Raw genomic sequence first — 14,565 nt, 5'->3', positions numbered from 1 at the left:
CCATTCTTCCCGGTCAGACGGGCATTTCGTTCTTAATTACGTACCAGTACCAAGCATGCTCATCGGTGGATCAAGGCTAAGGCAGCGTTGCGCTCCCGTTGACATCTGAGGCATAGCATCGCAGCCAGGGCGCGTCGTTTGTGGCGAACCTGATCCTCAGATGTCGGAGGCCGCCCGGGTCCCTCGGAGCACGCACCCAACCACACCCAAAAGCCTCGGTCAGAGCCGTGAACCACGTGGCGGGCACTTACCGGACGCGGCGGCGTCGTCGGCGTCTTTCGAGCCACCCTCGAGGCCCGCCCTCGATGAGCACGTGCTTGGTGTGCGGGTCGAGGAACATGAGGTAGCCGGTGAAGGCGAGAGCAACAACGTAGGCAATGGTGGACACGTTGAAACTGACCTCGATGTAGGGCCACACGGACAGTTGATCCTGCGCGCCGAAGATCACGAAGAACCCGGTGACCACGTACAGCACGCGCACCTGCCAGTTGTCCTTGATGCCGGTGACCGCCAAGAACGGCAGGAACCACAGGATGTACCACGGCTGGATGACCGGGGAAAGCAAGACGACAGCGGCAAAGGCCAGCCCCATGCGTCGGACCACTCGGTGGCTGCGCTGACCCTCACCCCAGAACATCAACAGCACCACAATGCCGATGCCCAGGTATTTCAAGATGTTGCGCAAGGTCGCCGCGATGTCTCCGCCGGGCAGTCCCACCGCGTCGCCGATGCGGTTGACCTGCATGCTCAGGAACCCGGACGGTGAATAACCCGTGTAGCCCGGAGTGGGGTCCAGGATGGCGAGAATCCATCCGGGGCCCAGATCGTAGGGAATGCCGCTCAGCAGGAGAAGTCCGAAACTCAAGATCGCCGTCCCGGCCCACGTGGCGAATTTGCGCGGCCACGAGGCATTGGTGCCGGCCCACAGCAACCCGATGAAGGGCAGCAGGAGAATCGTGATGGGTTTGATGCCAATGGACGCGGTGACCAGCAGAATGCCCCGGATCGGCCTGCCGGTCGCGGCGAAATACGTGCCCGCCACGGCAAGGCCGACCATGAGACCGTCGTTGTGGGCGCTGGCCACGAAACTAATGAGAAACAGGGGGTTGGCGACCGTGAGCCACAGGGCGCGAGCGCCGTCGAACCCGTGCATTTCCGCGAGTTTGGGCACGTACAGCACGCACAGCGCGACACCCACACACGAGAGAACCCGGAACAGCAGGACGGCGAGATCCGGTTGGGCCCCGGTGACCCTGACCACCAGGTGCGCCAACCACAGGAAAACGGGCCCGTAGGGGGTGCGGGATTCGGCCCAGGCCGGATCGGCACCCAGCATGAACCAGTTGTCGAGAGTCGAGATGCCGGTCGTGTACGGGTTCTCCCCGGCCGCCATAAGGCGTCCCTGGCCGATGTAGGCGTACACGTCGCGAGAAAAAATCGGCACGGCCAGCAGCAACGGCAGCGACCAGGCAAGCACAGCGGTGACGACGGCGCGCAGCGAACCCTCCGGCCACCCGGTCAGTCGCTGCCCCAACCGAACCCACGAGCGCATCAGGAGCATGGCCCCAAAGGTCAAGAGAACCGTGGAGATGACAATGCCCCAGCCCTCGGTGCGCATGGCGATCACCAGGGGATTGCGAACCATGGGGGAGCCCAGGGCGATCCACCCGATCCCAATGGAACCCACGAACATCATGAGTGAGCCAATGAGACCCTGAACAATGGCAATCAACGGGCGGGGAACCCGCGGGGTACCCGGTACGGAGCGGGCCTCGGCGGAAATCGACCCCCCGGTGGCCCGAGGGGTCGCTGCAGTGCTGCCGTGAGCGGTGACCTCCGGACGCGAACCACTTTCCGACATGACCTGTGTCGTTCCCCTACTTGTCAACTTTTTCGGGTGCCCAGGCGCCATGGCCCGCGGGACGTTATTCAGGAGGCTGATCCTAGCAGTCGGACGCACTGCAAACGGGGTTTGGGACCCGATTCTCGGGGGTAGTAGCCGTGGGCGGTGCCCCGGTGTGCCGCACCCCATGACTCACGAGTCCACGGGGACCGGTCCGCGGCACGTAGCATGAGTACGCATCCGTGCCCCGCTCCACCGGGTACGGAACAGATTTCCTGAGGCCGCCCGCGGTCTCGTACCGCTGCGCACCTGACGAGGATTGATCATGTCCACGCACAAGCCGTTGACCCAACAGGACCGATTGAACGTTCTGGATCGGCCCCAGAACCTACCGGGGTGGTTGACCTCGCCGCGCGTGCTCCTGGCAGGGTTCGTGGTTCTGCACCTCGTGTTCCTGGTCTTCGCGCTGATCGTGTCCCTCAACGGCAACGCGTTCAGCGACACCAACATTTATCGGGAGTGGACGCGCATCGGCTTCGATCAGGACGCCCTGGCCGGCGGGCCCAGCCCGTGGGTGTATCCGGTGCTGGCCCTGGTACCCATGGCGCTCGCGGGCATTGCTGGCCCGGGGCCCTTCTTTTTCCTGTGGGTCCTGATGACCACGGTGCTCAACGGCTGGGCCGTTCTCAAACTCACCGATTGCGGCCGTAACCGGCGCGCGATTCCCGCTGCCTGGTGGTGGCTGGGCTTCACGTTCCTCATGGGATGGTTGGGTTTCGCTCGGGTCGACGGCCTGACGGCCCCCATTGTTCTGGTGGCCCTGGCCTACGGCGTGGCCCATCCCTTCATCGCCTCGACGCTGCTGAGCATTGCCACATGGATGAAGGTGTGGCCGGCGGCTATCGTGCTTGCGCTGTTCACGGTGGTGCGCCAGCGTGTTCAGGTGGTCGTCGCGGGGCTGATGGTGAGCGCGGCGGCCGCCGGCGTCGCCGCCGCCATGGGTGCCTTCCCGCTGCTCTTCAACTTCCTCACGCAGCAGGGTGACCGCGGTATGCAACTGGAAGCCACGTTCACCACCCCGTGGTTGTGGTCCTCGGTGCTGGGCGTGGGCGGCTCACAGATGTACATGAACACGGACATCAACTCGATGCAGGTGGACGGCCCCGGCACTGAGGTCATGTCCTCACTCATGCAGCCGTTGCTGATCCTGGCCGCTCTGGCCGCCACGGCGCTGCTGGTCCGGGCCCTGCACCACGGTGTGCGCACCGGCGGAGCGGACCGCACCGAACTGTTGCTCGCCGGCACGCTGACCCTGGTCTCCGTGTTCATCGTGTTCAACAAGGTGGGCTCCCCGCAGTTCATGGTGTGGCTCGGCCCGGCCGTGGCTCTGGGGCTCGTGCATCACTGGCGCTCGTGGCGGACCCCGGCCATCATGCTGATCGCGATCGCGGTTCTGACATTCTTCATCTACCCGCTGTTCTACAACGCGCTCAGTCACGACAACCCCGCGATGGCGCTGGTGCTGACCGCCCGCAACGCGCTGCTCGTGGTGTTGCTGTTGTGGTCGGCGCGGCGCCTGTACTGGTTGGGTTCCAAACGCCCCACCGATGAGCTCGTCCCCAAGGAGTCCTGACATTTCCGCCGCATTCTTCGACCGGCTCCGTGGTGTGCGCGACGGCCTGCTGCCGGACCGCGTGATCGCCTGGTTCTCCCGTCCATCCAGCGTGTGGTGGGGCTTCGCCGTGGTCCACCTGTATTACCTGGGGTGGATGGCGTCCTTCTTCCTCAACGGCTGGGCCTTCAGCGACACCGAGCAGTATCGCGAGTGGGCCATGGCGGGTTTCTCGACCGACGTCGCCGATCAATCGATCAGCCCGTGGGTTTATCCGGTCCTGGCGCAGATCCCCATCCACCTGGCGGGGATCGCCGGTCACGATCTGTACCTGCTGGCGTGGACTCTCATCATCACTGCGCTCAATGCCGTGGCGATCTGGTTCCTGACCCGCCGCAGTATGGGTGGCCGCGGTGTGGCACCGGCCTGGTGGTTGCTGGTATTCCTGGTGTTCATGGGCTATCTGAGTTTCGCCCGTGTGGAGGGTATCGCTGCGCCCATTGTCTTGATCGGCATGCTCTACGCCGCTCGCCGGCCCGTGGTGGCCTCCGTGTTGCTCAGCATCGCCACGTGGATCAAGGTGTGGCCTGCCGCCGTGATCCTGTCGTTGCTGATCGCGGCGAAGAAACGTGTGTACGTGTTTCTCGCGGGAGTGGCGGTCACCGCGGTGGTCGTGCTCGGAACGTGGCTCTGCGGCGGTCTCAGCCACATTGCCGATTTCATGGTCAACCAGGGCTCGCGTGGCATGCAACTCGAGGCCACGTTCTCCACGCCGTGGGTCTGGCTGAGCGTGCTGGACATTGCCGATTCCGAGATCGCGGACAACACGGCCATCAACTCCTCCGAGGTCTACGGCCCCGGCACCGAGCTCGCCGCCCATCTCATGCAACCGCTGCTCATCCTTGCCGTGGTGGTGGGCACCGCGCTGCTGATCCGTTCGCTGCGCAGGGGAGCGGATCGCGGTGAACTCTTCTACGAGGGTGCCCTCATGATGACCACCGTGCTCATTGTGTTCAACAAGGTGGGCTCACCCCAGTTCATGATCTGGCTCGCGCCCGTGATCGTGGCGGGCCTGGTCTACGACTGGAAGCGTTGGCGCACCCCCGCGGCCCTGCTCATGGGCATCGCGGTGGTCACGTTCTTCATTTATCCGCTCTTCTACACCCCGCTCATCCACGCCAACCCGATCATGGCCGGCGTGCTGAGCATCCGGAACATCCTGCTGGTCCTGCTACTGGCCTGGTCGGTCAAACGCACGTGGGATCTCGGGGCCAAGATCCGGCCCGCACGCGAGGGCGCCAGGGGCTGAGGCCCGGCGCTCGCCGGCTGCCGGGGCGGCCAACGCGACCAGAACGACGTCGTACCGGGACCCGATCTGCAGGCTCACCATTGGCCCCCCGGGTGAAATGTCATTGTTTTCGCACTACGTGTCCTGTCGGTACGTGCAAGCTGCCGTGCCAGCCACGGCCTCGGTGGTAGTTTTGACTTAGGAAATATCCATAGGTAGATCAAGCATCATCGGAGGCGGCATGAGTCATGCAGTGGGCCCGGAAAGCGGCCACACCCCCGGCGCGCGCACTCGGGCAACCAAGAAACCTGGAGCGGCATCCATTCTCGATGTCACCAAGGTCTTTGCCCGGCTGCTGCCCAAGCAGCTCAAGGACGAGGCGCAGTTAGCGGTACTCGAACTCAAGGACAAGGGCATCAAACTGGGTGTGGGCGCAGCCCTCGCCGTGGTGGGCCTGGTATTCCTCGGCATGGCCGTCATTGCGCTCATCGGCGCGGCCATTGCCGGTCTGTCCAACCTGATGCCGGCGTGGTTGGCGGCATTGTTGTTGGCCCTGCTCTTCATTGTCATCCTGGCCATCCTCGTCCTGGTGGCGCTGGCCAAGATCAAGAGCGCCCTGCCGCTCAAGCCCGAGAAGACCCTGTTCGGCCTTCGTTACGACCTGGGTGTCGTGAAGGAAGGCTCCGCTTACACGGAGGGCCGCGTGCAACGCGAGATGAACGAGGCCGAGCAGCAAAAGGAACGCGAGCAGGAAGCTGCCGCCAACGACCCCAATCAGGTCAAGCCGGTCAAGCCCACCGAGGAGCAGCTGCGTCACCGTCTGAAGCTGCGCCGCGAGCACTTGAAGAGCCTGCGCGACGATGCCCAGAACCGCGCGGATTCCGTCCAGGCGGCCGCCCAGGGTTTCGTGGGTCGTACCGCTGGCACCTTCAAGTCCACTCAGGACTCGGTCAAGCAGACCTTCGCCACCCGCGGCGGTTCGCAGGGCGTGCCCACGGCAGGATCCACCTCGGCCACGGCCGGTGAGAGCAGCCTGAGCGATCGCTGGCAGCCGCTGGCCGTTGCCGCAGCCGCCGGCTCCGCCTTCTTGGTGTTCTTGCGCAAGCTTCTCAAGAAGTAGCGCCCATCGGGTAACCGACGACGCCCCTGCGTCGCCTCCGGAAGGCCGGGTCACCACAGTGACCCGGCCTTCCTCGTGTCCGACTCCTACCGGGGTATGGGGTTGGTCCTACGCGGGGCTGATCTTCATGAGGTAGTAAGGCAAATGCCACGGGGGCACCTTACGATGATGCTGTGGTGGAAGACGTGATGAACCGTTGATGCAGTGGGTGGCAGTTTCGTTGGCGCTCATGGCCGCCCTGTGCTTGGCACTCGGGACCCAGACTCAATCCGCGGCCGTCACCGCGCACACCCAGGAGGCATTGAAACCTTCGAATCTCGGGTCACTGGTGCGCAATCCCAAGTGGGTGGCCGGGCTGGTCCTGCTGGGGCTGGGAACGGCACTCAATGTCGGGGCGCTGACGCTGGCGACCGTCACGGTGGTGCAGCCCATTGGCGTGATCGCGCTGGTCATCACCACCCTGCTGCACGCCAAACACAAGCACCTGGACATCAACGCCCGCACCTGGGGTGCCATTTCACTGTGCACAGCGGGCAGTGCCGTGTTCGTTGTGGCCGCCGTTGCCGGCACGGACCCCAGTTACCTTGCCGATCCTCGGGCGGAAATCATTCTGGTGTCCATCCTGATCGCTCTGGTTCTTTTCTTCGGTGTTGCGGAGCTGTTCCTGCGGCACCGCCGCATCAGCATGTTCTACGTCCTCGCCGCCGGCATTCTCTACGGGTTCGTCGCCGTGCTGGTGCGACTCACCATGACCCACACGCTTGCCCACGGGCTGGGGCAGATCCACTGGTTCACGGTGATCATGATCGTCCTGGCGTCCGTGGTGGGCGGCTGGATGGTGCAATGTGCTTACTCGTGCGGGCCGCCGGATCTGGTCATTGCGGGTCTGACGGTTGTCGACCCGATCGTGGGCGTGATCCTCGGTCTTTCCGTTCTGGGAGAAGCCGGACCGGGCTTCACGCCGGGAATCGGAGCGATCATGTGCCTGGCGGGGGGCGTTGCTATAGTCGGCGTCGTATTACTATCTCGCCACCACCCCGAAGTGATCGAGCGCAGGGAACAGGCCAAGCGATTAGAACATGAACTCTCAAGTAAATCTTCACCCAATGCGACCGAGCACAGGAAGACTCTGAACAGCACCCGTGAGCACTGAGCATCCCGAGGAACAGCGTCCCTTGAAGATCTTGATCATTGCAGAGACCTACCCACCGGACGTCAATGGCTCCGCCCAGTTCGCCCGGCGGCTCGCGCAGGGAATGCGCGGGCGAGGACACCAAGTCCACGTGATGGCTCCCATGACCGCCAAGGGCACATCTCTGACGGTTGATAAAGACGGCGTGACCGAGCATCGAATCCGCTCGCACCGAGCCTTCACACACCCCTACTTCCGATTGTGCTTCCCCTGGGAGGTCTACCGCGAGATCAAGCGGGTGCTCGATGCGGTCCAGCCCGATGTCGTGCACAGCCAGTGCCATTACATCCTGGGTCGTCTCGGCATCCAGGAGGCACAGCGCCGCGGGATCCGTTTGGTCGGTACCAATCACTTCATCCCGGAGAACATTGAACCGTTCCTGCCGTTCCCGGACTGGTTCATCCGCGGGTACCGAAAAGTCTCCTGGTGGGACCTCGCGCGGCAGTTCCGCCGTTGTGACGTGGTGACCGCACCGACTCAGCTCGCGGTGGACACCATGGTCGCCAACGGGGTGGACGACAACGCCATTCCCGTGTCCAACGGGATCCAAGTGGGCGACTACGAACAACTCGCGGGCGAGCACCTGAAGAAACCCGATCACCAAACGGTTCTTTTCTGCGGGCGGCTCGCGGTGGAAAAGAACGTCAATGAACTGATCGAGGCTGTTTCGTTGATTCCGGACGCGAAGAACGTGCACGCAGAAATCGTGGGGGAAGGCGAGCAACTGGATTCGCTGGTCTCCCTGGCCCACTCCTTGGGCGTGGCCGAACGGATCCACTTCCGCGGTTTCCTCGCGGACGAACAATTACGGGTTGCCTATCTCAACGCCGATGTGTTCTGCCAACCCGGTACCGCTGAGCTGCAGTCCCTGGTCACGCTGGAAGCCATGTCCGCGTCCACACCGGTGGTCCTCGCCAACGCCCGAGCGCTGCCGCACCTGGCGGACGAAGGAGTCAACGGCTACCTCTTCGAACCGGGTAATCCCCACGATTTGGCCAACAAACTGCAATTGGTGCTGGACGCCGGCCCACAGCAACGCCGGGCCATGGGCGAAGCAAGCCACCGCATGATGGCCCACCACTCCTTTGCGAAGACCTTGGACACGTTCGAACGGATTTACCGCGGCGAGCCCGCCCGATGATCGGCTCCACCGCGCGGATGCGGTAGCGTAGAGCGGCGACCACGGCATTGTTCCGTGGTGGCGCAAGGGGCGGTAGCTCAGCTGGTCAGAGCAGAGGACTCATAATCCTTTGGTCGTGGGTTCAAGCCCCACCCGCCCTACATGGATGGCTCTCTCACTAGTGGAAACACTGGCGAGAGGGCCTTTTGTTCGCGGGCTTGGGTGCGCAACCCATCAGCTACGCACCTCATGGCCCCGGAGAACCTCTCGCTGCATCCCGTGCGCCGTTAGAGCCTTTGGGGGAGTGGAGAAGGGTCGCGGCGGCGCATGAGGTGTGGGGCGCGGCCCTAACGGCGCCTAAATTGCTGCGGGCGGCGGGGGTAAGCACACGATTCACGGCGGGGTCGTCTACAAATCGACGGGTAGCCTCGCACGATGAAGGATCTGGTGACGGCGCGGATTGAGCTACATCCGCTGAATGACGAGGAAGCCACCGCCATGCTCGAAACCGCGCGTTGTGAGGGCGAGGATCCCACGGAGATGGATATCGAAGAAGCCACGGACTCCCTGGCCAACCCTTCAACGGTTCGGGGACACACTCGTTTCAGCGGCCCGCGGTCTGGGCTTCGCCACGCAAGCGCTGTACGGACTGTTGCGAATTGCTCGGAGCCAGGGGGAGCGGAAGTTTCGCGCGAGCACGCACATCGACAACTACGCTTCCCGGCGGGTATTGGAGCGATCCGGATTGAGGATCACTCACCATGGCCGCGAGGAACGCTACTTCGAGATTTCCCGGAATCGGTAGAACCTTTCGCAGCGACCCATGCGCCGTTACAGCCCTTGGGGGAGTGGAGAAGGGTCGCGGCGGCGCATGAGGTGTGGGGCGCGGCCCTCACGGCACCTAGATCGTTGAGAGTCGCGGGGGCAAGCGCACGAACTACGGCGTACGCCGCACTGTCACGGCGCCACGTGAGTGAGTGGGACCGAATGGGTCGTCAGGCTCACTGCGGCACCGGCAGCAGCACCGAAGGGCGCATGTCCTGAACGAACTGCAGCGGGTTCACGTAGTCGCCGTCTCTGCGCACACCCCAGTGCACGCAGTTGGCGGGTGGGCAGTGCCCGGCTGCGGCAACGGTGCCGATCACTTGACCGCGGGCCACGCTCTGGCCCCGTGTCACCGTGGCATCAATGGGTTCAAAGGACGACTTCAACCCAGCACCGTGATCCACGGTAATGACCGGCCGGTCCACCACCACTCCCGTGAACGACACCGTGCCGGCAGCGGGGGAGCGGACCTCCGTTCCCGGCGCGGCACCGAGGTCCACGCCGCGGTGCCCGGAGAGCCACTTCTGTGCCGGTGGTTGGAATGTCCGCGTCACCGCGGGTTTGGGTGTGACCGGCCAGGTCCACCCTCCGGCGGCCAGCGCCGGTTGTGGACCGAGCACGCCACCGCCCAAGACACCCCCGAGGAACAGGCAGAGGGCCGAAAGAATGGTGAGCGCTCGGGCGCGGTGACCGAACGCCGAACGGTTGGCGGGCGGACACGGTGCGAGGGCGGCGTCGTCGGACTTCATGAGGCCAGACTGGCCCGGGAATCGACGCGGAACCAGGCGGATCCACCCGATGTGGAGCGAGGTGCACCGCGCATGATGTAGTCTGATCCTTGCAGTGTCGACTGCCCTCATTCATCATGCCCGTGACCCGGGTGCGACCGTGGGGCCGACATTGACTTCGCGCGTGAGGGAACACATTGACGTGTGTGCGCACTCCTCGGTCCGCAACTCGTTGCGGACGGAGTGCGTTGATCGGGTCCGCAGGGCAGGGTCACGAATCGCGCCAGGGATCGTCCCGATCGATCAATAACCGTAAACCCATGGCGGTCGCCCCAAGGCCGCCAGCAATTAACAGGAGACGACATGCCCGTCGTAACCATGCGCCAGATGCTCGACAACGGCGTTCACTTCGGCCACCAGACCCGCCGTTGGAACCCCAAGATGAAGCGTTTCATCTTCACCGAGCGCAATGGCATCTACATCATTGACTTGCAGCAGTCGCTGGGCTTCATTGACCGCGCGTACGAAGCTGTCAAGAACACCGTGGCTCACGGTGGCACCATCTTGTTCGTGGGTACCAAGAAGCAGGCTCAGGAAGCAATTGCCGAGCAGGCCACCCGCGTGAACATGCCCTACGTGAACCACCGCTGGTTGGGTGGCATGCTCACCAACTTCTCCACCGTTTCCAAGCGCATCGATCGCATGAAGGAACTGGAAGAGGTCGACTTCGACGACGTCGCGGGTTCGCAGTACACCAAGAAGGAACTGCTGCTGCTGCGCCGCGAGAAGGAAAAGCTGGAGCGCACCCTGGGTGGTATCCGCAACCTGACCAAGGCCCCCTCGCTGGTGTGGATCGTTGACACCAAGAAGGAACACCTTGCCGTCGACGAGGCGCAGAAGCTCGGTATCCCGATCGTCGCGATCCTGGACACCAACTGCGACCCGGACGAGGTTGCCTTCCCGATCCCCGGTAACGACGACGCCATTCGTTCCGTCTCGCTGCTGACCCGCGTGATTGCGGACGCCGTGGCCGAGGGTCTCATTGAGCGCAACAACGGCAAGTCCGGTGGCAACACCACCGACGAGCCGATGGCCGAGTGGGAGCGCGAGCTCCTCGAGCAGCACGAGGCCGGCAAGGCCGAGGGCGCCGAGCAGACCGAGTCCGCGGACAACGCCGAGCAGGCCGAGGCGCCCGCACCCGTCGCCGAGACCCAGGCTGCCCCCGAGGAGGCTCCGAAGGAAGAGACCCCCGCAGCCGAGTAAGGCCGCGAGTTTCGTTCACCTTCCATTCTTTCGGGTGGCCCATCATGGCCACCGACGTTGGCCGGGCGTGTATCCCACGCCCGGCCAACTCCAAACGACAACAGAGGAGTTCACATGGCGAACTACACCGCTGCTGACATCAAGGCACTGCGCGAGCGCACCGGTGCCGGCATGCTCGACGTCAAGAAGGCCCTGGACGAAGCCGATGGCGACGCTCAGAAGGCCCAGGAAATCATCCGCGTGAAGGGCCTCAAGGGCGTCACCAAGCGCGAGGGCCGTTCCACGGCCGAGGGCATCATTGTTGCTCGCGTCGAGGGCAACGTGGGCTACATGGTCGAGCTCAACTCCGAGACCGACTTCGTGGCCAAGTCCAGCCCGTTCGTGGAGTTCGGCGCCAAGGTCCTGGACGCGGCGGTTGCCGCTGACGCCACGGATCTGGAAGGTCTGCTCGCCGCTGATTCCGAGGGCAAGCCCGTGTCCGAGCTCGTGACCGAGACCGGCGCGCTGCTGGGCGAGAAGGTCGTTGTGCGTCGTCTGGCTCGCGTTGAAGGCGATCACGTGGCCGTGTACCTGCACAAGACCTCCAAGGATCTCCCGGCTCAGGTCGGCGTGCTGCTGGCCGTGTCCGGTAGCGACGCCGAGCAGGCCGCTCACGACGTGGCCGTTCACACCGCAGCCATGTCCCCGAGCTTCCTCAACGAGTCCGACGTCCCGGAAGAGACCGTCGAGAACGAGAAGCGCGTGGCCGAAGAGACCGCACGCAACGAGGGCAAGCCGGACAAGATCATCCCGAACATTGTTCAGGGTCGTCTCAAGGGCTTCTACAAGGATGTTGTTCTGGTTGACCAGGACTTCGCCAAGGATTCCAAGAAGTCCGTGGGCCAGGTGCTGTCCGAGGCCGGCGCCACCGCCACCGCGTTCGCACGTTTCCGCGTGGGTGCCTGAGCTGGTTAGTTAGACAACCTCCGCCGACGCCGCTCGCGAGCGGCGTCGTGCGAGGTCACCTCGGCGGGGTGTCACTGAGTCATCGGTGACACCCCGCCGTTTCTGTAAGCTGTAAAGCGGTCTGCCACGTGTGGGCCCGCACCTCGACCGTCGTCTTCCTGGGGAGAATCCATGCCCACCACCAACGAATCCGAACTCCACGACGAGGCTGTGCGGTTGAGCCGGGATCCCCGTGTGGAGCCCAAGCGGCGCAGGGTGCTGTTGAAGCTCTCCGGCGAGGTGTTCGGTGGCGGGCAGGTGGGGTTGGACACCACCGTGGTCCGCCGGGTCGCCGAGCAGATCGCCGCGACCGTCGGTCAGGTGGAAACGTCGATCGTGGTGGGCGGCGGCAACTTCTTCCGTGGCGCCGAACTGTCCCAGGCGGGCATGGACCGCTCCCGCGCGGACTACATGGGCATGCTGGGCACCGTGATGAACTGCCTGGCCCTACAGGACTTCCTGGAGCAGTGCGGGGTGGACACCCGCGTGCAGTCGGCCATCAAAATGGAACAGGTGGCCGAAACGTACATCCCCCGCCGGGCAATCCGACACATGGAGAAGGACCGCGTGGTCATTTTCGGGGCGGGTGCCGGTCTGCCCTATTTCTCGACCGATACCGTGGCCGCCCAGCGCGCCCTGGAGGTGCACGCCACGGAGGTCTTGATGGCCAAGAACGGTGTGGACGGCGTCTACACCGCAGACCCCCGTAAGGACCCCTCGGCGCAACGCTTGACGGCGCTGACGTACGACGAGGCATTGGCCCGTGACATCCGTGTGATGGACCAGACCGCCTTCAGCCTGTGCCGCGACAACAACGTGACCATGCGCGTATTCGGTATGGAGGGCGAAGGCAATGTCACCCGAGCCGTGTTGGGCGAGCAGATCGGCACGCTGGTCACCCCGTGAATCGTGCGTTCTTGCGGACACGGCTAGAGTGGAAGTTAGTACCACGTCCGCCAGCACCCCTGGCTTTTTCACGCATAAGGAGCGATACACGTGATTTCTGACATCCTTTCCGATGCCACTTCCCGGATGGCCAAAGCGGTGGATGCGGCCAAGACCGACTTCTCCACGGTTCGCACGGGCCGTGCCAACCCGGCCATGTTCTCCAGTCTGACGGTCGAGTACTACGGCACGCCCACACCGCTGCAGCAGTTGGCGTCCTTTCAGACGCCCGAGGCGCGCACGCTCTTGATCACCCCGTACGACCGCTCCGCCCTCAACGACATCGAGAAGGCGCTGCGCGACTCGGACATCGGCGCCAACCCCGCCAACGACGGCAACGTGATTCGCGTGGTCATGCCGGAGCTCACCGAGGAGCGCCGCAAGGAGTACGTGAAGATCGTGTCCACCAAGGCCGAAGAGGGCCGCGTGTCGGTGCGTAACATCCGCCGCAGCGCCAAGGAAGCCATGGAAAAGGCCATCAAGGACGGCGACGTGGGCGAGGACGAGGGCAAGCGCGGTGAGAAGGACCTCGACGCCGCCACCAAGAAGCACATTGACCAGATCGATGAACTGTTCAAGAACAAGGAATCCGAACTGCTCGGTGTCTGATGGCAGCAGCGTACGCTCCCAAGGGATCTGACAACCGTTCCTCCGCCTCCTCCCAAGGACAGGCGGATGGACGGCGTGAGCCGGTGGCAAAACAGTCCCGGGTCGAATTGCTCAACACGGGCAACCTGAGGGAAGTCATTAAGCGGCCGTGGACTCGTAGCGAGGAACATCGTGCGCCGTCCAAGGCCGGACGCAACCTTCCGGCGGCCATTGCCGTTGCGGTGGTATTGATTGTCACGCTGCTGGTGGGGTTGTTCCTCTTTCCCCTCGTGCTCGCATTGCTGGCGGGCACGGCCGCGGGAATCGGCGTGTGGGAAATCGCGCGATCGCTGAGTTACCGAGGGATCGGGATTCCCCGGATTCCTGCCGTGATCGCCGCTCTGCTCATGCCGCTGGCGGCCTATCAAGGCGGAGCACAGTATCTGTCCTTCGCCGTGGTGCTGTCCGTGACCCTCGTGGTGGTGTGGCGGGCCTTCGGACCCAAGGAGGGCATGGTGCTCTCCATCATGGGGTCGGTCTTCGCCTTGGTCTGGGCGTCGTTCCTGCTGAGCGCGGCCCTGTTGCTGTACCACTCGGAGGACGGGCCCCTCAAAATCCTGACCGTCGTGCTGCTGGCCGTCAGCTCCGACACCTTCGGGTACGCGGTGGGCGTGGTGTGGGGTAAACATCCCATGGCACCCAGGATCTCTCCCAAGAAGTCCTGGGAGGGTTTCGCGGGTTCCCTGGGCGGCGCGGTGATCGTGGGCATTCTGTGCTCCGTGTTCCTGCTGGGGGACACGTGGTGGCAGGGCGCGATCCTGGCGATGGCCATCGTGGCCGTCTCCACGCTGGGTGATTTTTCCGAGTCGATGGTCAAGCGCGAACTGGGCATCAAGGACATGGGCACCTTGCTCCCCGGACACGGCGGCGTCATGGACCGGATCGATTCCATTCTCTTTGCGGTAATCACCGGATACGTGCTTTTCGAGCTTTTTGCCATCCTGGCGTAGACAATGACCCGGTGATGCGGGATGCGGGGCGGATCCGCTCCGGCTGT

At 64.0% G+C, this 14,565-nt stretch carries 13 protein-coding genes and 1 tRNA gene; 12 read left to right on the top strand and 2 right to left on the bottom strand.

Annotated elements, in window-relative coordinates; genetic code table 11:
* Positions 1-247: 247 nt before the first annotated feature.
* Positions 248-1,861 carry a polyprenol phosphomannose-dependent alpha 1,6 mannosyltransferase MptB gene (gene mptB / locus ABEA06_RS06275; protein WP_345310931.1) on the bottom strand — a complete coding sequence of 538 codons (1,614 nt, stop codon included), beginning with the start codon at positions 1,859-1,861 and terminating at the stop codon, positions 248-250.
* 307 nt (positions 1,862-2,168) lie between these two features.
* Here mptB and ABEA06_RS06270 point away from each other — a divergent pair, with 307 nt between their 5' ends.
* From ABEA06_RS06270 to ABEA06_RS14555, 7 genes are all read left to right on the top strand, one after another.
* A complete protein-coding gene (locus ABEA06_RS06270; protein ID WP_345310930.1) occupies positions 2,169-3,476 on the top strand; it encodes a glycosyltransferase 87 family protein in 1,308 nt (435 codons plus the stop codon).
* Entirely contained in the window at positions 3,451-4,764 is a 1,314-nt protein-coding gene (locus ABEA06_RS06265) for a glycosyltransferase 87 family protein (protein ID WP_396415715.1), read from the top strand. Before ABEA06_RS06270 ends, ABEA06_RS06265 begins: the two co-directional genes overlap by 26 nt.
* A 220-nt stretch (positions 4,765-4,984) precedes the next feature.
* The gene (locus ABEA06_RS06260; RefSeq protein ID WP_303381507.1) at positions 4,985-5,863 is read left to right on the top strand and encodes a phage holin family protein; all 879 of its coding nucleotides are present in this window, start codon (positions 4,985-4,987) and stop codon (positions 5,861-5,863) included.
* A gap of 199 nt (positions 5,864-6,062) precedes the next feature.
* Positions 6,063-7,016, top strand: a complete 954-nt coding sequence (locus ABEA06_RS06255) for a DMT family transporter (RefSeq protein ID WP_345310929.1) — start codon at positions 6,063-6,065, stop codon at positions 7,014-7,016.
* Positions 7,006-8,196: a glycosyltransferase gene (locus tag ABEA06_RS06250; RefSeq protein WP_345310928.1), complete on the top strand. Its 1,191-nt coding sequence runs from the start codon at positions 7,006-7,008 to the stop codon at positions 8,194-8,196. The genes ABEA06_RS06255 and ABEA06_RS06250 overlap by 11 nt, the downstream gene beginning before the upstream one ends.
* A 66-nt stretch (positions 8,197-8,262) precedes the next feature.
* A tRNA-Ile gene (locus ABEA06_RS06245) sits at positions 8,263-8,336 on the top strand.
* Between the two features lie 317 nt (positions 8,337-8,653).
* Positions 8,654-8,980, top strand: coding sequence for a GNAT family N-acetyltransferase (locus tag ABEA06_RS14555; RefSeq protein WP_425559500.1), 327 nt, complete (start codon positions 8,654-8,656; stop codon positions 8,978-8,980).
* 196 nt (positions 8,981-9,176) lie between these two features.
* Here ABEA06_RS14555 and ABEA06_RS06240 read toward each other — a convergent pair whose 3' ends face one another.
* Positions 9,177-9,749: a M23 family metallopeptidase gene (locus tag ABEA06_RS06240; RefSeq protein WP_303381504.1), complete on the bottom strand. Its 573-nt coding sequence runs from the start codon at positions 9,747-9,749 to the stop codon at positions 9,177-9,179.
* Positions 9,750-10,091: 342 nt separating this feature from the next.
* Between ABEA06_RS06240 and rpsB the strand changes: the two genes are divergently transcribed.
* From rpsB to ABEA06_RS06215, 5 genes are all read left to right on the top strand, one after another.
* Positions 10,092-10,991, top strand: coding sequence for a 30S ribosomal protein S2 (gene rpsB / locus ABEA06_RS06235; protein WP_303381503.1), 900 nt, complete (start codon positions 10,092-10,094; stop codon positions 10,989-10,991).
* Between the two features lie 114 nt (positions 10,992-11,105).
* On the top strand, positions 11,106-11,936 hold the full coding sequence (gene tsf / locus ABEA06_RS06230; RefSeq protein ID WP_303381502.1) for a translation elongation factor Ts: 831 nt from the start codon (positions 11,106-11,108) through the stop codon (positions 11,934-11,936).
* Positions 11,937-12,107: 171 nt separating this feature from the next.
* Complete coding sequence (pyrH, locus tag ABEA06_RS06225) at positions 12,108-12,881, top strand: UMP kinase (RefSeq protein ID WP_345310927.1); 774 nt, start codon at positions 12,108-12,110, stop codon at positions 12,879-12,881.
* Positions 12,882-12,971: 90 nt separating this feature from the next.
* Positions 12,972-13,529: a ribosome recycling factor gene (gene frr / locus ABEA06_RS06220; RefSeq protein ID WP_190781644.1), complete on the top strand. Its 558-nt coding sequence runs from the start codon at positions 12,972-12,974 to the stop codon at positions 13,527-13,529.
* 83 nt (positions 13,530-13,612) lie between these two features.
* Positions 13,613-14,518: a phosphatidate cytidylyltransferase gene (locus ABEA06_RS06215; protein WP_345310926.1), complete on the top strand. Its 906-nt coding sequence runs from the start codon at positions 13,613-13,615 to the stop codon at positions 14,516-14,518.
* The last annotated feature ends 47 nt before the right edge of the window (positions 14,519-14,565 follow it).

It is taken from the genome of Kocuria gwangalliensis (assembly GCF_039544365.1).
GTDB classification, from domain to species: Bacteria; Actinomycetota; Actinomycetes; order Actinomycetales; family Micrococcaceae; genus Kocuria; species Kocuria gwangalliensis.
The sequence above is the reverse complement of the archived record's forward strand: the minus strand, read 5'-3'. Positions and strand labels throughout refer to the sequence as shown.

What these genes read in the sequence shown, in the direction of transcription:
- ABEA06_RS06240 (WP_303381504.1), bottom strand. Translation starts at nt 9,749, where the DNA reads ATGAAGTCCGACGACGCCGCCCTCGCACCGTGTCCGCCCGCCAACCGT.
- ABEA06_RS06260 (WP_303381507.1), top strand. Translation starts at nt 4,985, where the DNA reads ATGAGTCATGCAGTGGGCCCGGAAAGCGGCCACACCCCCGGCGCGCGC.
- tsf (WP_303381502.1), top strand. Translation starts at nt 11,106, where the DNA reads ATGGCGAACTACACCGCTGCTGACATCAAGGCACTGCGCGAGCGCACC.
- ABEA06_RS14555 (WP_425559500.1), top strand. Translation starts at nt 8,654, where the DNA reads ATGACGAGGAAGCCACCGCCATGCTCGAAACCGCGCGTTGTGAGGGCG.
- ABEA06_RS06255 (WP_345310929.1), top strand. Translation starts at nt 6,063, where the DNA reads ATGCAGTGGGTGGCAGTTTCGTTGGCGCTCATGGCCGCCCTGTGCTTG.
- rpsB (WP_303381503.1), top strand. Translation starts at nt 10,092, where the DNA reads ATGCCCGTCGTAACCATGCGCCAGATGCTCGACAACGGCGTTCACTTC.
- mptB (WP_345310931.1), bottom strand. Translation starts at nt 1,861, where the DNA reads ATGTCGGAAAGTGGTTCGCGTCCGGAGGTCACCGCTCACGGCAGCACT.
- ABEA06_RS06270 (WP_345310930.1), top strand. Translation starts at nt 2,169, where the DNA reads ATGTCCACGCACAAGCCGTTGACCCAACAGGACCGATTGAACGTTCTG.
- ABEA06_RS06265 (WP_396415715.1), top strand. Translation starts at nt 3,451, where the DNA reads ATGAGCTCGTCCCCAAGGAGTCCTGACATTTCCGCCGCATTCTTCGAC.
- pyrH (WP_345310927.1), top strand. Translation starts at nt 12,108, where the DNA reads ATGCCCACCACCAACGAATCCGAACTCCACGACGAGGCTGTGCGGTTG.